At 71.1% G+C, this 24,878-nt stretch carries 23 protein-coding genes; 13 read left to right on the top strand and 10 right to left on the bottom strand.

The features are described from left to right. Position 1 precedes the first annotated feature (1 nt). Both Microterr_RS13770 and Microterr_RS13765 read right to left on the bottom strand, forming a co-directional pair. Complete coding sequence (locus Microterr_RS13770) at positions 2-781, bottom strand: coenzyme F420-0:L-glutamate ligase (RefSeq protein ID WP_263797325.1); 780 nt, start codon at positions 779-781, stop codon at positions 2-4. A 9-nt stretch (positions 782-790) separates the two neighbouring features. After that, the gene (locus Microterr_RS13765; RefSeq protein WP_263797326.1) at positions 791-1,297 is read right to left on the bottom strand and encodes a GNAT family N-acetyltransferase; all 507 of its coding nucleotides are present in this window, start codon (positions 1,295-1,297) and stop codon (positions 791-793) included. A 142-nt stretch (positions 1,298-1,439) separates the two neighbouring features. Between Microterr_RS13765 and Microterr_RS13760 the strand changes: the two genes are divergently transcribed. Further along, entirely contained in the window at positions 1,440-2,000 is a 561-nt protein-coding gene (locus Microterr_RS13760) for an acyl-CoA thioesterase (RefSeq protein ID WP_263797327.1), read from the top strand. A 13-nt stretch (positions 2,001-2,013) separates the two neighbouring features. Here Microterr_RS13760 and Microterr_RS13755 read toward each other — a convergent pair whose 3' ends face one another. From Microterr_RS13755 to Microterr_RS13745, 3 genes are read right to left on the bottom strand one after another with little or no spacing between them, the layout of a single operon-like run. Next, the gene (locus tag Microterr_RS13755) at positions 2,014-2,853 is read right to left on the bottom strand and encodes a hypothetical protein (protein WP_263797329.1); all 840 of its coding nucleotides are present in this window, start codon (positions 2,851-2,853) and stop codon (positions 2,014-2,016) included. Next, positions 2,853-3,389, bottom strand: coding sequence for a signal peptidase I (locus Microterr_RS13750; protein WP_263797330.1), 537 nt, complete (start codon positions 3,387-3,389; stop codon positions 2,853-2,855). The genes Microterr_RS13755 and Microterr_RS13750 overlap by 1 nt, the downstream gene beginning before the upstream one ends. Before the next feature lie 31 nt (positions 3,390-3,420). Next, the gene (locus Microterr_RS13745; protein ID WP_263797332.1) at positions 3,421-3,945 is read right to left on the bottom strand and encodes a hypothetical protein; all 525 of its coding nucleotides are present in this window, start codon (positions 3,943-3,945) and stop codon (positions 3,421-3,423) included. Between the two features lie 207 nt (positions 3,946-4,152). Between Microterr_RS13745 and Microterr_RS13740 the strand changes: the two genes are divergently transcribed. Next, positions 4,153-7,908, top strand: a complete 3,756-nt coding sequence (locus Microterr_RS13740; RefSeq protein ID WP_263797334.1) for a bifunctional proline dehydrogenase/L-glutamate gamma-semialdehyde dehydrogenase — start codon at positions 4,153-4,155, stop codon at positions 7,906-7,908. 137 nt (positions 7,909-8,045) lie between these two features. Here the strand turns inward: Microterr_RS13740 and Microterr_RS13735 are convergent, their stop codons facing one another. After that, complete coding sequence (locus Microterr_RS13735) at positions 8,046-8,783, bottom strand: hypothetical protein (protein WP_263797335.1); 738 nt, start codon at positions 8,781-8,783, stop codon at positions 8,046-8,048. A 118-nt stretch (positions 8,784-8,901) separates the two neighbouring features. On the opposite strand from Microterr_RS13735, the gene Microterr_RS13730 reads away from it, so the two are divergent. The 7 genes from Microterr_RS13730 (at position 8,902) to Microterr_RS13700 (ending at position 14,731) form a co-directional block, all read left to right on the top strand. Beyond that, the gene (locus Microterr_RS13730; RefSeq protein WP_263797336.1) at positions 8,902-9,348 is read left to right on the top strand and encodes a hypothetical protein; all 447 of its coding nucleotides are present in this window, start codon (positions 8,902-8,904) and stop codon (positions 9,346-9,348) included. Beyond that, the gene (locus Microterr_RS13725; RefSeq protein WP_263797337.1) at positions 9,348-9,566 is read left to right on the top strand and encodes a helix-turn-helix transcriptional regulator; all 219 of its coding nucleotides are present in this window, start codon (positions 9,348-9,350) and stop codon (positions 9,564-9,566) included. Before Microterr_RS13730 ends, Microterr_RS13725 begins: the two co-directional genes overlap by 1 nt. Further along, positions 9,563-10,561, top strand: a complete 999-nt coding sequence (locus Microterr_RS13720; protein ID WP_263797339.1) for an NAD(P)-dependent alcohol dehydrogenase — start codon at positions 9,563-9,565, stop codon at positions 10,559-10,561. The genes Microterr_RS13725 and Microterr_RS13720 overlap by 4 nt, the downstream gene beginning before the upstream one ends. 258 nt (positions 10,562-10,819) lie before the next feature. Continuing rightward, positions 10,820-11,695, top strand: a complete 876-nt coding sequence (gene ddaH / locus Microterr_RS13715; RefSeq protein WP_263797340.1) for a dimethylargininase — start codon at positions 10,820-10,822, stop codon at positions 11,693-11,695. A gap of 14 nt (positions 11,696-11,709) precedes the next feature. Then, the gene (gene rocD / locus Microterr_RS13710; protein ID WP_263797341.1) at positions 11,710-12,933 is read left to right on the top strand and encodes an ornithine--oxo-acid transaminase; all 1,224 of its coding nucleotides are present in this window, start codon (positions 11,710-11,712) and stop codon (positions 12,931-12,933) included. A gap of 87 nt (positions 12,934-13,020) precedes the next feature. Continuing rightward, positions 13,021-13,638: a CalY family protein gene (locus Microterr_RS13705; RefSeq protein WP_263797342.1), complete on the top strand. Its 618-nt coding sequence runs from the start codon at positions 13,021-13,023 to the stop codon at positions 13,636-13,638. Between the two features lie 10 nt (positions 13,639-13,648). Continuing rightward, positions 13,649-14,731 (top strand): signal peptidase I, encoded by a 1,083-nt coding sequence (locus Microterr_RS13700; protein WP_263797344.1) that lies wholly within the window; start codon positions 13,649-13,651, stop codon positions 14,729-14,731. 23 nt (positions 14,732-14,754) lie between these two features. Here Microterr_RS13700 and Microterr_RS13695 read toward each other — a convergent pair whose 3' ends face one another. Then, positions 14,755-16,263 carry an FG-GAP-like repeat-containing protein gene (locus Microterr_RS13695; protein WP_263797346.1) on the bottom strand — a complete coding sequence of 503 codons (1,509 nt, stop codon included), beginning with the start codon at positions 16,261-16,263 and terminating at the stop codon, positions 14,755-14,757. 266 nt (positions 16,264-16,529) lie between these two features. On the opposite strand from Microterr_RS13695, the gene Microterr_RS13690 reads away from it, so the two are divergent. Beyond that, entirely contained in the window at positions 16,530-17,372 is an 843-nt protein-coding gene (locus Microterr_RS13690; protein WP_263797348.1) for a hypothetical protein, read from the top strand. A gap of 47 nt (positions 17,373-17,419) precedes the next feature. Here the strand turns inward: Microterr_RS13690 and Microterr_RS13685 are convergent, their stop codons facing one another. Further along, the gene (locus tag Microterr_RS13685) at positions 17,420-19,036 is read right to left on the bottom strand and encodes a molybdopterin-dependent oxidoreductase (RefSeq protein ID WP_263797349.1); all 1,617 of its coding nucleotides are present in this window, start codon (positions 19,034-19,036) and stop codon (positions 17,420-17,422) included. A 96-nt stretch (positions 19,037-19,132) separates the two neighbouring features. Here Microterr_RS13685 and Microterr_RS13680 point away from each other — a divergent pair, with 96 nt between their 5' ends. The 3 genes from Microterr_RS13680 to Microterr_RS13670 are packed head-to-tail and all read left to right on the top strand — an operon-like array spanning position 19,133 to position 22,669. Beyond that, entirely contained in the window at positions 19,133-20,842 is a 1,710-nt protein-coding gene (locus tag Microterr_RS13680) for a circularly permuted type 2 ATP-grasp protein (RefSeq protein WP_263797350.1), read from the top strand. After that, positions 20,836-21,768: an alpha-E domain-containing protein gene (locus Microterr_RS13675; RefSeq protein WP_263797352.1), complete on the top strand. Its 933-nt coding sequence runs from the start codon at positions 20,836-20,838 to the stop codon at positions 21,766-21,768. The genes Microterr_RS13680 and Microterr_RS13675 overlap by 7 nt, the downstream gene beginning before the upstream one ends. Positions 21,769-21,823: 55 nt before the next feature. After that, positions 21,824-22,669 carry a transglutaminase family protein gene (locus tag Microterr_RS13670; RefSeq protein ID WP_263797354.1) on the top strand — a complete coding sequence of 282 codons (846 nt, stop codon included), beginning with the start codon at positions 21,824-21,826 and terminating at the stop codon, positions 22,667-22,669. A 173-nt stretch (positions 22,670-22,842) separates the two neighbouring features. Here Microterr_RS13670 and Microterr_RS13665 read toward each other — a convergent pair whose 3' ends face one another. Together Microterr_RS13665 and pgi are read right to left on the bottom strand one after the other, a co-directional pair. After that, a complete protein-coding gene (locus Microterr_RS13665; RefSeq protein ID WP_263797355.1) occupies positions 22,843-22,992 on the bottom strand; it encodes a hypothetical protein in 150 nt (49 codons plus the stop codon). A gap of 174 nt (positions 22,993-23,166) precedes the next feature. After that, positions 23,167-24,846, bottom strand: a complete 1,680-nt coding sequence (pgi, locus tag Microterr_RS13660) for a glucose-6-phosphate isomerase (RefSeq protein WP_263797356.1) — start codon at positions 24,844-24,846, stop codon at positions 23,167-23,169. Positions 24,847-24,878 lie beyond the last annotated feature (32 nt).

Here is a 24,878-nt window from a genome sequence, read left to right as displayed (position 1 = left end):
CTCAGCGCGAGGCGGCGCCGTCTGCCCAGCCGAGGTCATATCCCTCGGCCCGGCCGGCGGCGTGCGCTTCGTCGGCGCCGAGCCGGAAGAAGTCCCGCTCGGGCGGCCGCACGATCGACCGGGCCCCCGGCAGGTCGAGGTCGCCGACCAGATCGGCGCGCCCGCGGACGACGGCGACCGGCAGGCCGGCCGCCTTGCCCTTCACGAGATCGGATGCTGCGGCCAACTCGTCCGCCACGCACGGCATCGTGACGATCAGCGGCCGGCCCTCCGCATCCGTCCCGCCGCGAAGATCCTCGAAGACGTGCACGCCCGCGGCGCCGATGGCCGCATCCGTCTGGCCCTCGCGCCAGGCGCGGCCGTGGGTGTCGCTGACGATCACGCCGACCCGTGCGCCCGTGCGCTCGCGCAGACCGGCCGCCAGTGCACGGGCGGACGCGTCGGGGTCGACGGGCAGCAGCAGCACGGTGCCGTGCGGAGTGTTGGAGGCGTCGACTCCCGCCGCAGCGGCCACGATGCCGAGGCGGTTCTCGACGATGCGGGTGATGTGCCCGGTCGGAGACGTGCGCGACGCGACCACGCGCACGGTCTCGGCCGTGATGGCGTCCTCGCGGTCGTCGGCGCGGACGAATCGGCCCTCGGCCTTCGAGACGATCTTCGAGGTGACGACGAGGATGTCGCCGTCCTGGAGTGCGCCGTCGGCCGCTGCTGCGATCAGTGCGACGAGATCGTCGCCCTCCTGCACCTCGCCGATGCCGTCGAGGGCCCAGATCTGCAGCACGTCAGCGGGTCAGCGGACGAACCGGACCTCGGTCAGCGTCTCGCCGAGGAAGGGCTCGGTGTGCGTGGCGCCGTCGAGGGTGAAGCCGTTGCGCTGGTAGAACCGGTGCGCGCGCGGGTTGTCCTCCGCGACCCACAGGTACACCTCTTCGCCCTCGTCGACCGCGGAGTCGAACAGGCGCTGGCCGATGCCGGTGCCGTGCCAGGCGTCGAGGAGGTAGATGAAGTAGAGCTCGCGGGTGCGGGGTGCGTCGCGGTCGCGGGCGGGGCCCGAGCCGACGAAGCCGACGATCTCGCCGTTGACGAGCGCCGCGCTCATCCGGAAATCGGGGCCCTGGACGGCCCAGTGGGTCCACAGCTCGGCCAGCCGGCGCGGCGACACGCGCTCGAGCGCGGCCTTGCTGATGAGGTGGTCGTAGGTCTCGTGCCAGCAGGTCGCGTGGACGCGTCCGAGTGCTTCGGCGTCCACGTCCCGCACAGGACGGACCACGATGTCTGTCTGCAGTTCGGCTTCCATGGCCAGACTCTACGTCGAAGGCGGCAGGAGGCCTAATCGAGCAGACCGGGAGAAATCCCGTGCGAATGAGGGCGCGAAAACTTGTCGAGGAGTGACAACGCGATTGCGGGATCTGTCGCGGATGCGGCTAACATCGCGCCTCGTGAACGTGTGGTGGCGAACCCTCCTGACCATCTGGCGCGCGAAGGTGCTGCTGCGCCGTCGCGGCAGGATCGACCCGGCCTCGGTGGGTCGGGTGCGACTGCGCACGCTGCCGACGGACATCGACCTGCTGCGGCACATGAACAACGGCCGGTACGCCTCTCTGTTCGACCTGGGCCGGTTCGACCTGCTCATCCGCACCGGCATCTGGGACGCCATGAACGAGCGCGGCTGGTACGCGGTCGTGGCCAACGAGACCATCACCTTCCGCAAGTCGCTGCAGCTCTGGCAGCGCTTCACCGTCGAGTCACGGCTGTACGGGCACGACGACAGGGCCGTCTACCAGATCCACCGCGCGGTGGTGGATGGCGAGATCTACGCCGAGATGGTCGTGCGCGCCCGCTTCCTGCGTCGCAGCGGAGGAGTGGTGCCGCTCGAGGAGCTGTTCGAAGCGCTGCACCGGCCCGACGACCTGCCGCCGCTGCCCGAGTGGGTCACCGCCTGGGCGACCGGCGCGGCGCTCCCCTCGACGAAGGCGCCGGCGCCGAGCGAGTGGCGCTGAGTCCCGACCCGGCTCAGTAGCCGTTCACGCAGACGGTGATCGTCTGGCTCTGCGTGCCGCGGAGCGCGGTGATCGTCCCGCTGGTGAGCGTGTAGCGGTCGGCGACGGGGCTGTTCGACGACGGATCGACCGTGAACGCGTACCCGCCGGACGGCGCGGGCGACCAGTCCACGTGGTTCACGTGCCCGCCTGCGGCCGTCATGGCCGCCTTGGCCGCCGAGAGGTCGACCGTGGTCGTCCAGCCGAAGAAGTACGGATACTCGGCGAGGTCGCGCCGCCCGGTGACAGTGATGTCGATGCAGGCTCGTGTGGCGGTCCAGGTTCCCTTGACCGCGGTCGTCACGGTGTACCAGTCCGGGTCGCCGACCGGGGGTGCCACGGCGTTGGCGTTGCAGATGCTCGTGGTCAGCACCGTGCCGGCCGCGATCGTCTCGTAGGGATACCGGCCGGTCACGACGGCGCGGGTCGGGTCGCCGGATACCGGAGTGACCTCGACGTCCTGTCCCCAGATCATGCCGGCGGCGCCCCAGTACGGCGCTTCATCGAGGTGGATGATCATCGACCAGGGGATCGGCGTGGGCGAGGTCGTCGTGATGGTGAGTGCGGCGCAGTAGCCCGAGGTGTTGGTCGCGGGCATCGTCCATGACGCCTGGCCGATCACCGTGCTCGGCTCGCCCGGTTCGAACGGGCCGTTCATGTCGGGCTCCTGGTCGGCCCAGGTGCCGACGTCCGTCGCAGCGGCGACGTGCACGGAGTCCGTCCAGGCGGCGCTGGTCGACGTCACGCTGCCCGCCGCGAGCAGGACGGCCACGGCGGCGGCAGCGCCTGCGGCGGCGCGCGCGAGACCGTTCATCAGGCCGGCACCGCCTCGGGTGCCACCGCGGGGCGACGGGCGGGGAGCAGCGTCAGGCCGACGAGGGCGAGGATCCCGAGCATGCCGGGGATCGCGACGGCCGGGCGCATCAGCGTCATGACGGCGTAGCTGCCGCCCGGGATGGTCCACGTCGGCTGCCAGACCGATGCGTCGGCGTCGACGACGTAGGCCTCGGGATCGGCGGCCTGGTTCGCGTCGCCCTGCATGCGCACCGAGACGGTGTCGCCCGACCGGGTGATCTCGATCACCCGGTGGGTGACCAGCTTTCCGGTCACCTCGCTGTGCAGGGTGGTCACCTCGCCCACCGCGACCTCGGAGGCCGGGGTGGGCGTGGCGAACAGGAGGTCGCCGGTCCGGATGCCGGGTGACATCGAGCCCGAGGCGACGACGAGGGGCTGGACGAGCCCCGCCGCGTTCGCGGCCCAGAGCCCGCCGCAGAGCACGCCCACGGCGACGAGAAGCCACAGCACGGCGGAACTGATCGCGCGCAGGGCGCGGCCGACGACGGTGCTCATGAGCTTCTTCCTGCCGTGGGCGTGCGCGCGGTCAGCTGCTGGTTCCGGTGACGGTGACCAGCGCGGTCCCCGTCGCGCCCTGGAGCGTGGCCGGGATGTCGCCGGTGGTCAGCGTGATGGTGACCGCCGTGACGTCGTCGGTCGCGAGAGCGGTCTCGGCGGCCACGGCGTCGACCGTGATGGTCGAGCCGGCGTCGGCGATCGCGCCCGTCAGGTCGGCGTCCACCGTCAGCGTGGCGTCGGCGGTGTCCGCGTTCTTCACGTAGACCTCCATCTCGTAGGTGCGGTTCGGCTGGAGGGCGCCGAAGTCCGACGCGGAGACGGGGATCGTGAGGGCGTCCCCCTCGGTGGCGTAGTCGTCCCACGGGCCGGTGGCCGTAGTGCTGCCCTTCAGATCGAGAGAGGCGACGTCCGCTTCGGCGGCGAACCAGACCTGGTCGGTCCACGCGGCGGTGGTGATCGCGGCGCCGATCCCGAAGACCGCGAGTCCGGCGATCGAGATGCGGATGATGGTGTTGCGCCGGTCCTTCCGGTCCGTCCGGTCGCGCGAAGACATGAGCTGTCCTTTCAGAGGGCGGCGACGTGCCGCCGGTCACAGCGCCGGCGGAGCCGCCGGCACGTGCATCCGTGTGAATGCACCCTCAGTATACGACTGTGGTCAGACCACAGTGGATCATCGCCCTTCCGCACAGCAATCACTCAGCCTCGAAAGGCGGCCCGGTGTCTGCCTTCCCGGCTCCCGCCGAGACCTTAGGCTGGGCGCATGGCCACAAGCCGAGCACACGACACGACTCCTTCCGACCACGATCTGGGCACCCGCGCCGTCGACCTCGCGCGGCTCTGGGTCGCCGAGAGTGCCGACTACCCGGCCGACGCATCGGCCGAGCGCCTCGCCGGCGTCCTCAAGGACCCGAACGGGCTGCCGTTCACGATCGGCTTCGTCGACGGCGTGATGCGCCCGGAGAGCCTCGCCGCGGCAGCATCCCGACTCCACGGCGTCGCCCCCCTCGTGCCCGAGTTCCTGCCCTGGTACCTGCGCGGCGCGGTCCGGGTGGGCGGAGCGATGGCGCCGGTGCTGCCGTCGCCCGTGGTGCCGATCGCGCGCCGGGTGCTGCGCGAGATGGTCGGACACCTGGTCGTCGACGCACGGCCCGACAAGCTCGGCCCCGCGATCGCGGCGCTGCGCGCGGACGGTGCGCGGCTGAACCTCAACCTGCTCGGCGAGGCGGTGCTCGGCGAGGCCGAGGCGCTTCGCCGACTCGAGGGCATCCACGACCTGATCCGGCGCGACGACGTCGACTACGTGTCGGTCAAGGTGTCCGCCATCGCCAGCCACATCTCCATGTGGGCGTTCGACGAGGTCGTCGACAAGGTGGTCGAGCGCCTGATGCCGCTGTACCTGACGGCGAGCGATCCGGCGGCCGGCGCGGAGACGTTCATCAACCTCGACATGGAGGAGTACCGCGACCTCGACCTGACGATCGCGGTGTTCACCCGCATCCTGGATGATCCCCGGCTGCGGGCCCTCGAGGCCGGCATCGTGCTGCAGGCCTACCTGCCCGATGCGCTGCCGGCCCTCCAGCGGCTCACCGGCTGGGCGCAGCAGCGCGTCGCCGCGGGCGGCGCGCGCATCAAGGTGCGGCTGGTCAAGGGCGCGAACCTGGCGATGGAGACCGTGGATGCGGTCATGCACGACTGGCCGCTGGCGACCTACGGCACGAAGCTCGACTCCGACGCGAACTACCTGCGCTGCCTCGACTACGCACTGGATGCCGAGCGCACGGCGGCGGTGCGGCTGGGTGTCGCCGGCCACAACCTCTTCGACATCGCGTACGCCTGGCTGCTCGCAGGGGAGCGCGGCGTCCGCCCGGCGACCTCCGACGCGGGGCAGGCGGAGACGCCGGCACTCGAGTTCGAGATGCTGCTCGGCATGGCACAGGGCCAGGTGGCCGCCGTCACCCGCGAAGTCGGACACGTGCTGCTGTACGTGCCGGTGGTCCGCCCCGACGAGTTCGACGTCGCGATCAGCTATCTGGTGCGCCGGCTCGAGGAGAACGCGTCGAGCGAGAACTTCCTGTCGGCCGCGTTCGATCTGGCCGACGAGCCCGCCCTGTTCGAGCGTGAGCGCGACCGCTTCCTCGCTTCGATCGCGCGGGCCGCCGACCCCACGCTGCCGATCGGCTCGAACCGCACGCAGGATCGCCGTGCCCCTGTCGCGACCGGTGCGGTGCGCGCCGACGGGCGGGTGCGGCGCGAGCAGACGCCGGCTGACGACGACGGCGGCCTGACCGAAGCCGTTCTCGACATCGCGCGCGGGTCGAGCACTCCGAGGATCGACCCAGGCGAGACCGCCCCGGTCGCGCCGCCGGCCGAGGCGCAGCTGTTCGGCGGCGAGGCCTTCGTCGAGACCGCGGTCTTCGCGCCGCGCGAGGACGAGGTCGCCGAGGGTGCACCGGGCTTCCGCAACACCGCCGACACCGACCCGGCACTGCCGGCGAACCGCGAGTGGGCGCGCGAGATCCTCGCCCGCATCGACGGATCGAGCCTCGGCGACGCCGCCGTCGCGGCCGCACGCGTCGACGACGAGGACGCCCTCGAGGCGATCGTCGCCACGGTGCGGGATGCTGCCGCGTCGTGGGGTGGCCTACCCGCGTCCGATCGCGCCGCCGTCCTCCTGGCGGCCGCACGCACGCTCGAGGCGCGCCGCGGCGATCTCATCGAGGTGGCTGCCAGCGAGACCGGGAAGGTCTTCGCCGAGGCCGATGTCGAAGTGAGCGAGGCCGTCGACTTCGCCAACTACTACGCCGCGACCGCGCGGGAGCTCGACCGGGTGTCCGGCGCGATCTTCGAGCCGGAGCGCGTGACGGTCGTGACGCCGCCCTGGAACTTCCCGATCGCGATCCCGGCGGGCGGGGTGCTCGCCGCGCTCGCCGCCGGCTCGGGCGTCGTGTTCAAGCCCGCCCCGCAGGCGCGCCGCTGTGCGGCGGTCGTCGCGGAGGCGCTCTGGGAAGCGGGCGTCCCTCGCGAGGTGCTCGCGCTCGTCGACATCGACGAGGGTGCGCTCGGTCGCCGGCTGCTCTCGCACCCCGATGTCGACCGGGTGATCCTGACCGGGTCGTGGGAGACGGCGGCGCTGTTCCGCTCGTGGCGCCCCGACCTGCCCCTGCTCGCCGAGACCAGCGGCAAGAACGCCATGATCGTGATGCCGTCGGCCGACCTCGACCTGGCAGCATCCGACCTCATCAAGAGCGCCTTCGGCCACGCGGGGCAGAAGTGCTCCGCGGCCTCGCTCGCGATCCTGGTCGGGCCGGTCGGCCGTTCCCGGCGCTTCGCACGGCAGCTGCGGGATGCTGCCGACTCGCTGCGCGTCGGGCTGCCCACCGATCCGCTCAGCGAGGTCGGGCCGGTCATCGAACCGCCGCAGGGCAAGCTCGAGTGGGCGCTGACCACTCTCGACGAGGGCGAGCAGTGGCTGGTCGAGCCGCGGCCGCTGGATGAGGCCGGCGGAGGCGGCCGGCTGTGGTCGCCCGGCATCCGGGTCGGCGTCCGGCCCGGCTCGCGCTTCCACACCGAGGAGTTCTTCGGCCCGGTGATGGGCGTCATGCACGCCTCGTCGCTCGCCCAGGCGATCGAGCTGCAGAACGCGGTGGCCTACGGGCTCACCGCCGGCCTGTACACGCAGAGCCCCGCCGAGCTGGCGCTGTGGCTCGACACCGTCGAGGCCGGCAACCTCTACGTCAACAGAGGCATCACCGGCGCGATCGTGCAGCGTCAGCCGTTCGGCGGCTGGAAGCGCTCTTCGGTCGGCGGCGGCACCAAGGCGGGTGGCCCCAACTACCTGGTCGGGCTCGGCAGCTGGCGCGCGACCGGCGGCGCGGCGCCGTCGCCGACCCTGCACCTGCGGGGTCTCGACAGCCGCATCACCGCGATCATCGAGGCGGCCCAGCCGACCCTCGACTACGAGTCCTTCGAGTGGCTGCGCCGAGGCGCCCTGTCCGATGCCATCGCCTGGGACCGAGAATTCGGCCGGGTGAAGGACGTCTCGCAGCTCGGCGTCGAGCGCAACCTGTTCCGCTACCGCCCGATGCCCTCGGTGGGGGTGCGTGCGACCGGCGATGCGTCGTGGCACGCGCTGCTCCGGGTCGTGGTCGCCGGCATCCGCTCGGGGGCGTCGTTCGACGTGAGCGTTCCCGTGGGCCTCCCCGCTGAGGTGCGCCGCGCGCTCGGCGACGAGCAGATCACGGTGTTCGTCGAGACAGAGCCAGAGTGGATCGAGCGGATGCGGCTCGCGGAGTCGCGGCCGGAGCGCGTCCGGCTCGTCGGGGCGGCAGCATCCGTCGCCGCCCTGCACGGAGCGCTCGCCGAGGCGACGGCGGGCGACCCCGACCTCGCCGTCTGCGCCAACGAGGTCACGACCGCCGGCCGTCTCGAGCTGCTCCCGTTCCTGCGTGAGCAGTCGATCAGCATCACCGCCCACCGCTTCGGCAACCCCGACCCGTGGTCCGAGGCCGTGATCTGAGACACGCGTCGCGCGGCGCAGAGGATAAACAATTTATCTTTCTGGCGCGGGAGGGAGCGGCCTAGCAGGATGGCGGTCGGGGACTTGTCTGCCGCAGCTTGTTCGGCCACGCGGCAGTGAAGAGGGACCGTTGGGGATCAGTGGCCCCGACCCGCGGAGAGTTCTTCTCCGGGGTCGGTGGCCGCGACCCGGACCATGAACGCATCCGACATCGCGCGCACGGTGAGCCCGAACAGGGTCCACTGCCCGGTCGGTGCCATCTCGTCGTCCTCGCTGAGCACGTAGACGGGGTGGTCGAGGCCTTCGGCCGCGCGGATCGCGAAGCCCTCGCCGATCGCGGCGAGCGCCTCGGCCAGATCGCGCACGGTCATGGGTTCGCGCATCCGGTAGCCGAACCGCTCCATCAGCTCGGCGTAGAAGGCCGCGAACGCCGCCACCGACTCGGCGTGGCGGGCGGCACTCGCCTCGCGCAGCTCCGGCCACGCGCCCGCCGCCGTCCGCAGCGCGAGGGCGGTGATGAACGCGTGCGAGTCCCGTGATCCTGGATCCAGGTGGAACTGCGCCGCGTAGGTCACATGGTCGAGCGCGGCGGCCCGGATGACGTCGTCCATCGAGGTCGCATCCCGGACCGCGGTCTCTGCGCTGGCCGTCGGCTCGGCGAACCGCAGGCGGACCATCGCGATCGCGAGGTCGCGGTGGTACTCGGTCTGATCCGCCCAGATGCGGTACGCGGCGCCGGTGGTGAGGCCGACCGTCCGCAGCACCTCCTGCAGCCGGATGTGCTGGACGCCGGCCGACACGCCCCGCTCGAGCAGGAGCTGGAGCCCTGCGTCGATCAGCAGGCGGCGGGTTTCTTCGGCGGTGCGGCGGCCCATGGTTCTCACTCTGGCAGTTCGGGGTGGCGAGGGGGATCAGCCGGGCCGATCGGAGCGAGTAAAAGATTCTTGACACGCGTCGGCGCCGAGCGTACCGTCTGTGTCAAGAATCTTTGACATGTCGGAGGGCGTCATGGGCTACGCGGAGCGCAACACGTGGGCGCAGCTGATCGCGAGCGTCGGCGGCACCGCCGTCTACTTCGCGATCGTGCTGCCACAGCTGGGTGGGCCGGTCGACGAGGTCGACTGGGTGTGGCCGATGGTGTGGTCGCTCCTCGGGGCGATCGTCGGGTCGATCGTGCTCAGCATCCTCTGGGGGATCGGCGCGGGCATGCGCGATCCGGAGGAGGAGCACCGCGCCGACCAGCGCGACCGCGAGATCGAGTGGTTCGGCGACCGCGTCGGGCAGGCGTTCATGGTGCTCGGCGGTCTGGCGGGGCTCATCCTCGCGATGGTCGAGGCGCACTGGTTCTGGATCGGCAACGCGATCTTCGTCGGGTTCTTCCTCTCGGCGCTGCTCGGCGGCATCGCCCGCCTGTTCGCCTACCGGAAGGGGTTCCAGTGATGGTGCGCCCCACCCGCGTCGTCAACACGATCCGCGCTGCCCGGGAGCAGGCGGGGATGACCCAGGCCGAGCTGGCGCGTCGCGTCGGCGTGACCCGCCAGACGCTCATCGCGATCGAGCAGGGCAGGTACTCGCCCACGCTCGAGCTCGCGTTCCAGATCGCCAGGGAGTTCGGCACGAGCCTGGACGCCCTCTTCCACTACCCGGAGGAATCATGAGCGCGGATGCCGTCACCACGACCATGTGGATCCAGCGGCGCTACGGCGGGCCCGAGGCGGTCGTGCGGACGGACGCGCCGGCGCCGGTCGCCGGCCGCGGCGAGGTGCTCCTGCGGGTGCGGGCCACGGCGCTGAACTCCGCCGATGTGCGGGTCATGCGCGGCGACCCGCTGATCCTGCGGCTGGCGTTCGGGCTGCGCCGCCCCCGGACGCCCGTGCAGGGCCGCGATGTCGCGGGCACGGTCGTCGAGGTCGGCGACGGGGTCGATGGCCTCGCGGTGGGCGACGAGGTCGTCGGCGAGCTGTCTGGCGGGGGCCTCGCGGAACTCGTCGTCGCGCCGGCCGCGAGGCTCGTGCGGCGGCCCGTGTCCGTGGACGCGGTCGACGCGTCGAGCGTGCCGATGGCCGGCGGCACCGCGTGGCAGGCGCTCGCAGCGGCCGGAATCGGTGCGGATGCCGGTGGCCGCCGCATCCTCGTCGTCGGAGCGGGCGGCGGCGTCGGCACCTTCGCGGTGCGGCTGGCCGCGATCCGCGGCGCCACGGTGACGGCGCTCGCGGGCGAGCGTGCGCTCGACGTGGTGCGCCGGCTGGGAGCGGCCGAGGCGCTCGACTACCGGCAGACCCCGCTCGAGGCGCTGGCGACAGCATCCTTCGACGCCGTCGTGATGATCGCGGGCGACCATCCGCTGCGCGCCCTCCGCCGCCTGGTCGCACCGGGCGGGACGGTCGTGCTGGTCTCGGGCGGCTCGCACCGCGTGTTCGGTCCGCTCGGCGCGATCGCGCGCGCCGGCATCCTGTCGATCGGCGCATCGCGTCGCCTCCGCCCGCTCGCGGCCACCGCGAAGCCCGAGGTGACCGCGGAGCTGCTGGCCCTCGTCGCCTCCGGCGAGCTGCGCCCGCACATCGAGCAGGTGTACCCGCTCTCCGACGCCCGCGCCGCGCTCGCGCACGTCGATGCCGGTCACACGGTCGGCAAGGTCGTCGTCACGCCCTAGTTCCTCGCTCTGTGCGCCGACCCCACCCTCTAGCGCCGAGCCCACCCCGTGCTCGCGGTGCAGCGAGGGCGGGCTCGGCAGTACAGGGTGGGGTCGGCGAACCGGGGCGCGGCTCGGCGAGCGTGCGGGTGCGGCATGCGAGAATGGGCTCGGCGTGCCCGGGTCGTCCCTTCGCCCCCCATCCCTGAGCGGATGACGTGGGTCGGAGGCCGCCGGGCCTTGAGGACAGCGTCCGCCACGGCCCACTTGAGGAGCGAAATGTCCACGCACCCCGACACGCTGACCGGCACCGCCGCAGCACGTACCGCCCAGCACCGCCGCTACCTGATGTGCCGCCCCGAGCACTTCACGGTGAGCTACACGATCAACCCGTGGATGGAGCCGGCCAACCCGACCGACACCGCCAAGGCCGTGCGGCAGTGGCAGGACCTGTACGACGCCTACATCGAGCTCGGCCACGAGGTGCAGCTGATCGACCCGATCGAGGGGCTGCCCGACATGGTCTACACGGCCAACGGCGGGTTCGTGATCGACGGCGTGGCCTACGGCGCGAAGTTCCGCTTCGCGGAGCGCGTGCCCGAGGGGCCGGCCTTCATGGACTGGTTCGGCGAGAACGGTTTCGAGGTCCGCGAGCCGGTCGAGGTCAACGAGGGCGAGGGCGACTTCCTGCTCGTCGGCGACACCATCCTGGCCGGCACCGGCTTCCGCTCGACCGGCGACAGCCACCGCGAGGTGGGTGAGGTGTTCGGCCGCGAGGTCGTCTCGCTCACCCTGGTCGACCCGCGGTTCTACCACCTCGACACCGCGATCGCCGTGCTCGACCCGGTCGAGGGCGTGGCCGACGGCGGCCCGGAGCACGCGAACATCGCGTATCTGCCCCACGCCTTCGACGAGCGCAGCCAGCAGGTGCTCGCCGAGCGGTACCCCGACGCCATCCGCGTGTCGGACGAGGACGGGGCCGTGTTCGGCCTGAACTCGTCCAGCGACGGCTACAACGTGATCATCTCGCCGCGGGCGAAGGGCTTCGAGGCGCAGCTGCGCGAACGGGGCTACAACCCGGTGCTCGTCGACCTGTCCGAGCTGCTGCTCGGCGGCGGCGGCATCAAGTGCTGCACGCTCGAGCTGCGCCGCTGAGAGAGGCCGGCACGATGAACACCGCAACCGGCCTGGATGCTGCGACCGCCGAGCTCATCGGCGTCGAAGAGGCGCACGTCGCGCACAACTACCACCCGCTGCCCGTCGTCATCGCCCGCGGTGAGGGGGCGTGGGTCACTGACGTCGAGGGCAAGCGCTACCTCGATCTGCTCGCGGCGTACTCGGCGCTGAACTTCGGGCACCGGCATCCCGCTCTCATCGACGCCGCGACCGAGCAGCTCGGGCGACTGACCCTCACGAGCCGCGCCTTCCACAACGACCGGCTCGGCGTGTTCGCCGCGGCGCTCGCCGACCTGTGCGGCAAGGAGCTCGTGCTGCCGATGAACACCGGCGCCGAGGCGGTCGAGACCGGGATCAAGGTCGCGCGCGCCTGGGGCTACCGCGTCAAGGGCGTGCGGCCGGATGCTGCCGCCATCGTCGTCGCGAACGGCAACTTCCACGGCCGCACGACGACGATCGTCGGCTTCAGCGACGACCCGCAGGCACGCGACGACTTCGGGCCGTACGCGCCCGGGTTCGTGCAGGTGCCGTTCGGTGACGCCGCCGCGATCGAGGCAGCCATCACCGCCGACACGGTCGCCGTGCTGATCGAGCCGATCCAGGGCGAGGCCGGCATCATCCTGCCGCCCGAGGGGTACCTGCGCGCAGTGCGCGAGATCTGCACGGCGCAGAACGTGCTGTTCATCGCCGACGAGATCCAGTCGGGCCTCGGCCGTGTCGGCGAGACGTTCGCGTGCGATCGTGAGGGCGTCGTGCCCGATGTGTACCTGCTCGGCAAGGCGCTGGGCGGCGGCATCCTGCCGCTGTCGGCCGTGGCCGCGGACGCCGAGGTGCTCGGCGTCATCCGGCCCGGTGAGCACGGCTCCACCTTCGGCGGCAATCCGCTCGCCGCCGCCGTGGGGCTGCGCGTCGTGGAGATGCTCGCGTCGGGCGAGTTCCAGGCCCGCGCGAAGGCGCTCGGCGCGCACCTCGAGGGCAGGCTCGGCGAGCTCGTCGGGCACGGCGTGACCGCCGTGCGGGTGGCGGGGCTCTGGGCGGGCGTCGACATCGATCCCGCCGTCGGCACCGGCCGTGAGGTGGCGGAGCGCCTGCTCGCCCGTGGCGTGCTGGTGAAGGACACTCACGGCCAGACCGTGCGCATCGCCCCGCCCCTCGTGATCCGCGCGACCGAGCTGGACTGGGCCGTCGAGCAGCTCAGGATCGTCCTCACGGAGTGATGTCACCCGGCCAGGGTGAAATCGCGCCCGACTGAGGCAGGCTCTGTCAGTCCGCTGGCTCCGCGGTCTATGGTGACTCCCACGACGGTGGGCACCGCCACCTCGCGGGATCGGGAGGACACGACGATGACGGATGCGGCGGAGACACGGCCCGAGGAGCCGTCACGGGGACGCGGAGCCCGGTTCTGGGTGCTCACGATCATCATCGCGGTGGCGATCATCGTCGCGGGGGTGCTGATCTACCAGGCGTCGATGGCCGCGTTCACGGCCCAGACGGGCACGGGCTCGAGTTCGTTCTCGACGGGCACCATCGACCTCACGAACGACAGCGAGGGCTCGGCGGTCTTCACCGAGACGGACCTGACGCCCGGCGACACGGGCACCTCCGACATCGTCGTGAACTACACCGGCGGGACGATCGACTCCGAGGTGCGGCTCTACTCCGAGGGCTCCGGTGCGGCGCAGGATCTGGCCGATCACATCCAGCTGACGATCACCTCGGCCGGCCAGCCCGCGAACCCTGCCGAATGGACCGGGACGCTGGCGGACCTCCAGGCGATCACCGACTTCTCGCAGGGCATCCTCCCCGTCGTCCTCGCCGATGGCCAGTCCCAGACGTACACCGTTGCGTACGAGGTGCTGGACACCGCGCCTCAGGGCGCGGCCGCCGACGTCACGTTCGTCTGGGAGGCCCAGAGCCAGTGACCTGCCGGCCATGACGACCCCGCGGCGGCAGGCGCCGGCCCCGGGCTGGCGCGGCCGTCCGATCGAGGATCTGAGCTGGCCCGTCCTCATCCGCGTGGCGGTGTGCTGGGGCGTCCTCTGCATGATCCTCACGCTCCTCGCGGCGGCGTTCGTGCCGCGTCCGTTCGGCTTCATCGGAACGACCGTCGTGACCGGATCGATGAGGCCCTCGATCCAGCCGGGCGACGTCGCGCTGGTGTGGCCTGTGGAGGAGTACGCACTCGGACAGGTGATCCTGTTCATCGATCCGAGCCACCCCGAGCAGCAGATCATGCACCGCATCATCGAGGTGCGTGAGGACGGGATGCTGGTCACCAAGGGCGACGCCAACGAATCGGCCGATTCGACCCCGGTCCACCCGGCGAATGTCATCGGCGTGGGCAGCATCCTGGTGCCGGCGATCGGGCTGCCCATCGTCTGGGCGGTCCAGGGCGCGATCCTGCTGATCGTCGCGACCGTCCTGCTCACTGCGCTCCTCGTGCGTGGCACGCTCCGTATCGAGTTCCTGCCCAATGCGCGCAAGAGCGCGGCGACGCACTCGGTCCTCGAGGCCGGAGTGGTGATCGCCATGCTCGTGGTGGCGGTGCTGGTGGTGGTCGTCGGTGTCGCGCGCTCCTCGCATGCGGCGTTCTCCGACCGATCGAGCGCGCTCGCGACGTGGGCGATGGGCACGACGACTCCGCCTCCGTCGGGGACCTGCTCGGTCAAGGGCGTCTACCACCACTGGCCGGGCGAGGCGATCATCGACTTCACGATCACCAACAACACCGGTACGGCGATCACGGCGTCACCGGAACGGTGGGTGCTCGTCTGGTCGTGGACCGGTGACGAGCAGGTCAAGTATCCGTCGTCGGGGCAGGCGGAGTCGATCACCCAAAGCGGTCAGGTCGTGACCTACATCCCCTGGAGCTGGTCGATCATCGAACCTGGTGAGGCCGAGCCTGGCCAGGTGCACATCGCGAGCGCCACCGACACCTTCCTGCCGCCCAAGGACTTCTTCCTCAACGGAGCTCCGTGCGACTACATCCCGCCGGCGGGGCCGCCGATCGGCTGAGCGCCGCTCGGCGGACACTGGCCTCACCAGCCTGTCGCGATGAGCTTCCTGGTCTTGAACCGGCCGTCACCCCGACCGGAGTACAGGTACAGGCGGCCGGTGGCATCCCGGGCGACGATGTCGGCGTAGTAGTGCCGATCGTCGTCGATGTCGGCGCCTGTCGCGATCGTGAGGGACTTCCAGCCGCTGCTGACTCGGATGGGCTTCCGGAATGTCCCGTTCCCGCGCCCGAGATGCGTCCACAGGACCCCGCTCGAGTCGACCGAGATGAGGTCGGCCTTGTAGTCCTCGTTGAGGTCGCCTGCCGCAAACAGGTGGTCACCCTTCCATCCTGTGGAGACCCGGTGGGACGGCGAGACGAACCCGCCCTTCCCGTTGCCGCGGTGGAGCCTGAGCACCCCGTTCTTGTCGATCGAGAGCATGTCAGCCCGGTTGTCGCCGTCGAGGTCGGCGGAGAAGGTGAGGCGGCGATGCTGCCATCCCGAACCGATCTTGACCGGCGGGCGGAGGTAGCCGTAGCCGTCGCCCTCGTACAGGAACATGTCGCCGCTCCCGTCGACGCCGATGATGTCGTCCCTGGGCACCGTCTCTGCGCCTTCTGGACGGTAGAAGTAGTCGTTGCGTCCCCAATTGCCGGGCGCGTAGATCTTCTGACCGCTCAGGCCGCTGCGGATCGGGATACCCGGCTGCACCACTCCGTCATGTACAGGAAAAGCCGAGAGCGTGCCGCCGCTGACCGCGATGATCTCGTTCGCCGCGCCCGTCCCGGCGTTGTCGACGGTGAGCCCCTGTCCGAGCACGATCTGATCGGCGGGAAGGGTGGCCACCGGAATGGTGACCGTCCCGGCGTCGATCGGCGCCGTCGTCAGCGGGTGGACGCGGGCGCGATCGGCCGGGACGAGCCCGGTTGATGGATCCTCCCCGATGAAGCCGCTCCAGCCGGTCAGACCGCGGTGGAGTGCGACAACGTGACCGTCGAACTCGTCGCCGCTCGTCTCGAGCCCGCGCACGGTGAACGTCCCGTCGGCGGCGGTCCGGGTGGTGTGCGTAGGGCCGAACGGGCCCTCGCCGACGGGCGCATGGGTGTAGTCGACGACTCCGTAGACGTAGACTTCCGCGTTGGCACGGGGTGTTCCGTCGGCGTTGACGAAGACCCCCGACACGGAGGTTCGGGCTTCTCTTTGCAGCGTGATCCGGCCACGCACCGATGAGGTGGCGAGGAACACGCGTGCACGGCTCCTGTCTTCGCTCTCGGGGTCCGCGCGGTCTCCCGTGAAGAAACCAGTCGCGTACCCCTCGTCCCGCCCGGTCACCACCGACAGGTGGTACGTCCCCCCTGCCCGGAGGCCCTGGATGACGAACTCGCCTTGGGTGTCGGTCCGCGTTCTGTCCGCCGAGCTCGACGCGCCCAGCCGCCACGCGTCGATCCACACCCCGCTTGCGGGGCTGCCGTCTGCATTGAGGACGCGACCAGAGAGCGAGGCGGTCGCCGCCATGGCAGGGGCGGCCGTGACCACGGAGAGGGGGGCCAACAGGACCGTCACCGCGATCGCGATCAGCCAGCGGCGCGCGCGAGTGACAGAGGGCCGATGAACGGTTGGCACGGTACTCCAGGGGGAAGGGGCGCTAGCAGTCTAAACGGGGCCCGGTGCGGGTGCTCGCCGGCTGACGCGAGCCCTCCTCTGGTATCGGGCCGGGGTCAGGGGCACTCTCTGTCGGTAGAGACCGCGTTCGTGGTCTTCACCGTGCGGCGCATGCGAGGAGCGCGTGCGCTCGCTTCAGCATGCAGGGGGCAGCAATGAGCACTCGTCTACGCACATCGATGATCGCCGCGGTGGTGACCACCCTCATCCTGGGTGCGATCGCCACGACGTCTGCAGCGGCGATCGGCGAATCGCCGCCGGATTCGCCCAACAGCGGGGCGGAGGGCGGCTTCGGGCCGGAGGATGCGCCGCCCGCCACGGATGCGATCGATGCGTCGAAGATGTCCACCACGTACGTGCCGATCACCCCGTGTCGGGTGGCCGACACCCGCAAAGGCGGCGGCCTCCTGGGTGATGGGACGACTCGTGACTTCTACATCTCCGGGTCGTTCGGGTTCGCTCCGCAGGGAGGCCAGACCGGAGGCTGCAGCATCCCGCTGGCGGCGACGGCGGTGGCCACCTCGGTCACCTCGACCGGCGCCACCGCAGCCGGGCGCGTGCGCGCCTGGCCGACCTCGGCATCCGAACCGAACACCACGGTGCTGTCATACCCGAAGGCGGTGAACATGACCTCGACGCCGACTCTGACGATCACTGCGGGGGCCGCCAAGCAGCTGCGTGTGCGCAACTTCACCGCCAGCGTGCACCTGGTCATCGATGTGGTCGGGTACTACGTGCCGCAGATCCACGCAGTGCTCTCCCCCTCGGGCGGTGTCTACAACGGCAGCCCGCGGGTCCTCTCGAGCACCAATCTCGGGACGGGGTCCTACCGAGTGCTGCTGGACATCGACGCCACCGGCTGCACGCCGGTCGTCTCCGTGCACGGCGGCCCGTACTGGGCATCCGCGTACGTGGCGGGCAGCTACATCTACGCCAACACGTACACCGATTCGGGCACGGCGATCAATCTCTACTGGACGCTGGCAGTGCTCTGCTGAGATCGGGTGAGCGGGGCGGACGTGGATCCGTCCGCCCCTCACCGCGTTCAGGCCACCGTGACGTGGATGGTGTGATGCCCGGTCGCGCCGTCGGGCGCGGGCGGGGCGGTGTCGGCGGTCTGCGTCGTGCCATCGGCCGAGAGGGCACGGCAGCGGATCGTGTGGTCGCCGGACTCGGGCGTCCACGGCAGGCTCCACTGCACCCAGGTGTCGTCGCTGATCGCCGTCGCCAGGGTCGCCGCCTGCCACGAGCCCTCGTCGATCTGCACCTCGACGCCGGCCACGCCCACGTGCTGCTGCCACGCGACTCCCGCGATGACGGTGTCTCCCGCGGCGACCTGCGCCCCCGGGCGCGGCACGTCGATGCGCGACTGCAGCTTGATCGGTCCGCGCTCGCTCCACCCCCGGGTCGTCCAGTACGCGGTCGTCGCATCGAACCGGGTGACCTCCAGCTCGGTGACCCACTTCGTCGCCGACACGTACCCGTACAGCCCTGGCACCACCATCCGCACCGGGAAACCGTGCTCGGCGGGCAGCGGCTCGCCGTTCATGCCGACCGCGAGGATCGCCGCGCGGTCGTCGGTGAGGACCTCGAGCGGAGTGCTCGCGGTGAACCCGTCGATCGAGCGCGAGAGCACCATGTCGGCGTCGGCGCTCGGCACGGCGCGGGCGAGCAGCTCGCGGATCGGGTACCCGAGCCACAGCGCGTTGCCGATCAGGTCGCCGCCGACGGTGTTCGACACGCATGCGAGCGTGGTGGTGCTCTCCTCCAGCGGCAGGGCGAGCAGCTCGTCCCACGTCAGCGTGACCTCGCGCTCGACCATCCCGTGGATCCGCAGGCTCCAGTCCTGCGTCGCCACCGACGGCACGATGAGCGCCGTGTCGATCCGGTAGAACTGCTCGTTCGGGGTGATCAGCGGGGCGAGCCCGTCGACGCCCAGCTCGGCGCCCGCCGGCACCGGCGGTGCGGTCGCGGATGGCCGGGGGAGCGTGATCGCGTCACGAACAGCGGATGCTGCCTGCCGCCCCGCCTGCAGGGCCGACGCGGCGATGGCCGAGAGGGCTCCCGCTGCCGCTGCCGCGATGGTCCAGCCGAGGAACGCGCGGCGGTCGGGGCGTTTCGTCTCGGGCGCTTCGCGGCCTCGCTCAACGAGCGGTCCGGAGTCTGGGCGTTTCGTCTCGGGCGCTTCGCGGCCTCGCTCGACGAGCGGTCCGGAGTCGGCCTGCGCACGAGGCATGAGGCGAGCGAGGGCGCGCAGGGTGAAGGCTGCCACGAGCCCCGCGACTGCGGAGGGGAGCCACGCCATGCCGCCGGCGTCCGCGCGGGTCAGGGCGACCACGGCTCCGACCGCGCCGAGCAGACCGAGCACGAGGCTGCCCCACGGGGGGCGTCGCACCTCCAGCACGCCGGCCCCGCCTGCCACCACGACCAGCACCAGCGCGATCCCGACCACGAGCGCGATCTTGTCGGCGGTGCCGAAGAGGGCGATGGCAGCATCCTTCGCCCACGACGGAGCGGCATCGATCAGCGCGCCGCCGATGACGGCGACGGGGCTCGCGGACGGCACGAACAGCGCGGCGACGAGTTCGCCGATGCCTGCTCCGAGCGCGACCGACGCGACTCCCGCCACGGCGGGAAGGACGACCGTGCCCCGTTCCCTCACTCCGTCAGCGTACGTCCGCGGACGCCGCCGCGGCCCCGTGTGCGTGCAGCCCGCCCCGAAACACCGCGGCAACACGGCCCGGACTAGGCTCGTCGCATGGGTGACCTGTTCGACGGATACGGCTCCACGCTGGCGCCTCGCAAGTCGGTGTCGGGCGTACCCGCGTTCGACGAGATGTTCGCGGGTCCGGCGCATGCCGGCGCTCTGGCGGAGTCGCGCGACGCGTACCGCGAGCTGTACCAGGCGCTGGCGCAGATGACGCAGGAAGAGCTGCGCGGCCGCACGGATTCGCTGGCGAGCTCGTACCTCGCGCAGGGCGTCACCTTCGACTTCGCGGGCGAGGAGCGCCCCTTCCCGTTGGATGCCGTGCCCCGCATCATCGACTACGACGAGTGGTCGCGGGTCGAGGCGGGAGTCAAGCAGCGCGTGCGCGCGCTGGAGGCGTTCCTCGATGACGCGTACGGGCACCAGTACTGCGTGCGCGACGGCGTGCTGCCGGCGGCGCTGATCGCCTCGTCGCAGTACTTCTACCGCCAGGCAGCGAACATCCACAGTGCCAATGGCGTCCGCATCCAGGTGTCCGGGATCGACCTCATCCGCGACGAGCACGGCGAGATGCGCGTCCTCGAAGACAACGTGCGCGTGCCCTCAGGCGTGAGCTACGTGATCGCGAACCGACGGGTCATGGCGCAGACGCTGCCCGAGCTCTTCGTGTCGATGCGGGTGCGGCCGGTCGGCGACTACCCGAACAAGCTCCTGCTCGCGCTGCGCGCCTCGGCCCCCGCCGGCATCGAGGAGCCGAACGTCGTCGTGCTGACCCCCGGCGTCTACAACTCGGCCTACTTCGAGCACACGCTGCTCGCCCGCCTCATGGGCGTCGAGCTCGTCGAGGGCCGCGACCTGCTCTGCATCGGCGGGAAGGTCTTCATGCGCACCACGCGCGGCCCCAAGCGCGTCGACGTGATCTATCGCCGGGTCGACGACGAGTTCCTCGATCCGCTGCAGTTCCGCGCCGACTCGATGCTCGGCGCCCCCGGTCTCATGCTCGCCGCACGCCTGGGCAACGTCACCATCGCCAACGCCGTCGGCAACGGCGTCGCCGACGACAAGCTGCTCTACACGTACGTCCCCGACCTGATCAGGTACTACCTCGCCGAGGAGCCCATCCTCAAGAACGTCGACACCTGGCGGCTCGAGGATCCGGGCGCTCTCGAGGAGGTGCTCGACCGCATCGACGAGCTCGTCGTGAAGCCGGTCGACGGCTCGGGCGGCAAGGGCCTCGTCGTCGGACCCGACGCGTCGCCCGCGGAGCTCGATGCGCTGCGCGCGCGGCTGCGGGCCGACCCGCGCGGATGGATCGCGCAGCCGGTCGTGATGCTCTCGACCATCCCCACCCTCGTCGAAGACGGGATGCGGCCGCGGCACGCCGATCTCCGGCCCTTCGCCGTGAACGACGGCGAGGACATCTGGGTGCTCCCGGGCGGGCTTACCCGCGTGGCACTCCCCGAAGGCCAGCTGGTCGTCAACTCCAGTCAGGGCGGCGGCTCGAAGGACACCTGGATCGTGGGCGGCTCTGCTCCCGGCCACGTCGAGTACGGCCAGGGGGCAGGGCTCGCCGGTCTCGTCGCCGATCAGGCCGCGACCATCACCGCAGCCATCCCGATCATCTACGAGGACCAGGACGAGGTCACCCACTCGCCGCAGGACCGCCCGCGCTCGCGCGTCGAGCAGCAGGAGCAGCAACAGCAGCAGGCGGAGGACGCCCCGCTGGCTGACGCGCCGACCCGCGAGGACGACGCATGCTGAGCCGCATCGCCGAGTCGCTGTTCTGGATCGGGCGGTACATCGAGCGGTCGGACGGCACGGCCCGCATCCTCGACGTGCACCTGCAGCTGCTGCTGGAGGACCCCTGGATCGACGAGGACACCGCGTGCCGGTCGCTCCTCAGCGTGATGGGCTCGTTCCCGCCGGATGGGCTCGAGGTCGTCCGCCGGGGCGACGTGCTGCAGCGCCTCGCCGGCGACCGCATGAATCCCGCATCCATCGCCTACTCGCTGTCGGCCGCGCGCGAGAACGCCCGCCGTGCCCGCGAGATCGTGTCGACCGAGCTGTGGGAGTGCCTGAACACCACGAACGCGCGCATGCCGCGGCGCCTGCAGACCGAGAAGGCGCACGAGTTCTTCCAGTGGGTGCGCGAGCGTGCAGCGCTCGCCGTCGGCATCGTCGACGCCTCCACGAGCCGGGACGAGGCGTGGCAGTTCTTCACGCTGGGCCGTTCGATCGAGCGCACCGACATGACCGCGCGGATGCTGGCGACCCGCTCCTTGACCGAGGCGTCCGGGCCGTCGTGGACCACGATCCTGCGCTCCTGCGGCGCGTACGAGGCGTACCTGCGCACGTACCGCGGCATGCCGAGCGCCCGCAACGCGGCCGAGTTCCTGCTGCTCGACCGGCTGTTCCCGCGGTCGATCATCTACTCGATCCAGCGTGCCGAGGAGTGCATGAGCGCCATCGACCCTCGCGCCGACCGCGTCGGGCATTCGAACACGGTGCTCCGTGCGCTCGGCCAGATCCGCAACGACCTGGAGTACAGCCCCATCAGCGAGATCCTCAGCGAACTCCCCGCGCACATGCGGCGGGTGCAGACCGTCTCACGGGAGGCATCGGAGGCCATCCGCGGCCGGTTCTTCCCGACACAGGCGGAGCCGAGCTGGATCGGAGAGATCTCATGACCCTGCGACGGACTCAGGGACCAGCCGGCCGCTCCTGCGGGCAGGAGCGCAGCGCATGAAAAGACTCCGCATCGAGCACAAGACGGGCTTCTCGTACCAGGGCGACGTCACCGCCTCGTACAACGAGGCGCGGATGCTGCCCGGCTCGACCGACAGCCAGTTCGTGCTGAACTCGACCCTCGACATCGAGCCGTCGACGTCGGTGAACCAGTACGTCGACTACTTCGGCACGCGCGTCGCCGCATTCGACGTGCTCTCGCCGCACAGCGGCCTGACGATCACGGCCCGCTCGCTCGTCGAGGTGCGACCGCGCCCCATCGAGCACGTCGACTACACCTGGCAGCAGCTCGCCGACGACGCGTCGCGGTCGATCGAGACGGTCGAGCAGCTGAGCCAGACCAACCGCACGCGTCCGCACGAGGAGGTCGCCGAGATCGCGCGGTCGATCGCGGCCGAGCACGACCACCCCGGTCGCGCGGCGCACGCGATCGCGATCGCCATCGGTGACGCGGTGGAGTACATGCACGGGATCACCGGCGTGCACTCGACGGCGTCCGAGGCCTGGGATGCCCGCAAGGGCGTCTGCCAGGACATCGCGCACATCACTCTCGGCGCCCTGCGCGAGGTGGGCATCCCCGCCCGCTACGTCTCGGGCTATCTGCACCCGCGCCCGTCGGCGGAGGTCGGCGAGGCCGTGACCGGTGAGTCGCACGCCTGGGTGGAGTGGTTCGCCGGCGAGTGGCAGGGCTTCGACCCGACGAACAACATCGAGATCGGCGACCGGCACGTGCTGGTGGGTCGCGGCCGCGACTACGGCGACGTCCCGCCGCTGCGCGGCGTGTACGCGGGCCCGTTCAAGTCGCACCTGCACGTGAAGGTGACCATCACCCGCGAGGCGTGAGCTCGCGTCAGCCCGGGGACGCGCAGCATCCCTCGCCCTGGCCGCCCCTCCGTCGTCGCGAGATAAGGACATGACGCGACGGGAGGATGCTTCCGCTCCGGCAGGCCTTCGTCGGCCACATCTCCTTGTCTCGCGAGAGGACGGGATCGCGACAGGAGCGGCCGGGGTTCGCTTCAGGCCGGGGGTGAGTCCGGGTCGAGGGTCTTCAGGGTGTCCTCCTCGACGGCGTTGTCCGCGTCGAGCTGCTCCTCGGTGGTCTCATCGCCGCCGAGCGGGGCAGCGTCAGCGGGCTTCGGGGTGTCGGACTCGCGGGGATCAGTCATGACCTCACGCTAAGTCGCGCCGCGCGGCGCGGTAACCCCCTTGCGCATTCGCGTCGAACCCACCCCCAGGCGTCGACCCCACCCCTTCCGCGCGGTGCGCAGAGGGTGTGCCGGGCACCAGGAGGTGGGGTCGGCGAACAGACACGGGGCCGCGAACAGGCGGGACCCGCCGCCTCACTCGCGGTGCGCGCGGTAGTACGCGAGCAGCGCCTGGGTCGACGCGTCCTGCGCGGCGAGGGCCTCGTCGTCGCCCTCGATCGCCGGTGCGATCTGCAGCGCGAGCTGCTTGCCGAGCTCGACGCCCCACTGGTCGAACGAGTTGATGCCCCAGATCGCCCCCTGGGTGAAGGTGATGTGCTCGTAGAGGGCGATCAGCTGCCCGAGCACCTGCGGGGTGAGCGCGGGGGCGAAGATCGAGGTCGTCGGACGGTTGCCGGCGAACGTGCGGGCGGCGACGAGCGGTCCGGTGGTCCCTTCGGCCTCGACCTCCTCCGCGGTCTTGCCGAACGCGAGCGCCTTCGTCTGCGCGAGGAAGTTGGCCAGGAACAGCCCGTGCACGTCGCGCCCGCCGTCCTCGAGCGGATACGCCGGGTTGACGAACGCGATGAAGTCGGCCGGGATCAGCCGGGTGCCCTGGTGGATGAGCTGGTAGAACGCGTGTTGGCCGTTCGTCCCGGGCTCGCCCCAGAACACCTCGCCCGTGTCGGTGGTCACCGGAGTGCCGTCCCAGCGCACCGACTTGCCGTTGGACTCCATCGTGAGCTGCTGCAGATAGGCGGCGAAGCGGCTGAGCTGCTGCGCGTAGGGCAGCACCGCGTGCGACTGGGCGCCGAGGAAGTTGGTGTACCAGACGTTCAGGAGGCCCATCAGAACCGGCACGTTCTGGGCGAGCGGGGCGGTGCGCATGTGCTCGTCGACGGTGTGGAACCCGGCCAGCAGGTCGCGGAAGACCCGGGGTCCGAGCGCGATCGCGAGCGGCGTGCCGATCGCGGAGTCGACGGAGTATCGCCCGCCCACCCAATCCCAGAAGCCGAACGCGTTCGCGGGGTCGATGCCGAACGCCTCGACCTTGTCGAGCGCCGTCGACACCGCGATGAAGTGGTGTGCCACGGCGTCGGTCCTGGCAGCATCCGTCCCGTCGATCGCTCCCGCCTCGGCGAGGGCGGTCCACAGCCAGTCGCGGGCGAGCCGCGCGTTGGTGAGGGTCTCGAGCGTGGTGAAGGTCTTCGACGCGATCACGAACAGGGTCGTCTCGGGGTCGAGGTCGCCGGTCTTCTGGGCGATGTCCGTGGGGTCGATGTTGGACACGAAGCGCGCCTCGATGCCGGCGTCGGCGTACGGCTTGAGCGCCTCGTAGACCATCACCGGGCCGAGGTCCGACCCGCCGATGCCGATGTTGACGACGTGCGTGACCTTCTTGCCGGTGACGCCCACCCACTCGCCGTCGCGGACCCGGTCGGCGAACGCGGAGATGTCGTCGAGCACCGCCTGCACGTCGTGATCGATGTCCTGCCCGTCCACGACGAGGGCGGGTTCGGCACCAGGCGGGCGGCGCAGGGCGGTGTGCAGCACGGCGCGGTCCTCGGTGGTGTTGATGTGCTCGCCGGCGAGCATCGCGGCGTAGCGGTCGGCGACCCCGGTCTGCTCCGCGAGGTGGACGAGGGATTCCAGGATGCTGTCGGTGACGAGGTTCTTCGACAGGTCGACGTGCAGGTCGCCCAGGGTCAGGCTGAAGCGCGCGACCCGGTCGGGGTCGTCGGCGAACCACCCGCGCAGGTCGGGGACGAGTGCGGCGCTGTGCGCCTCGAGCTCGGACCAGGCGGCGGTGGACGTGGGATCGATCGGGGCGCTCATGCCCCCACGGTATCGCCGCGGACGTGCGGCGT

Origin of the sequence: Microbacterium terricola (assembly GCF_027943945.1) — a bacterium.
GTDB lineage: Bacteria > Actinomycetota > Actinomycetes > Actinomycetales > Microbacteriaceae > Microbacterium > Microbacterium terricola.
The sequence above is the reverse complement of the archived record's forward strand: the minus strand, read 5'-3'. Positions and strand labels throughout refer to the sequence as shown.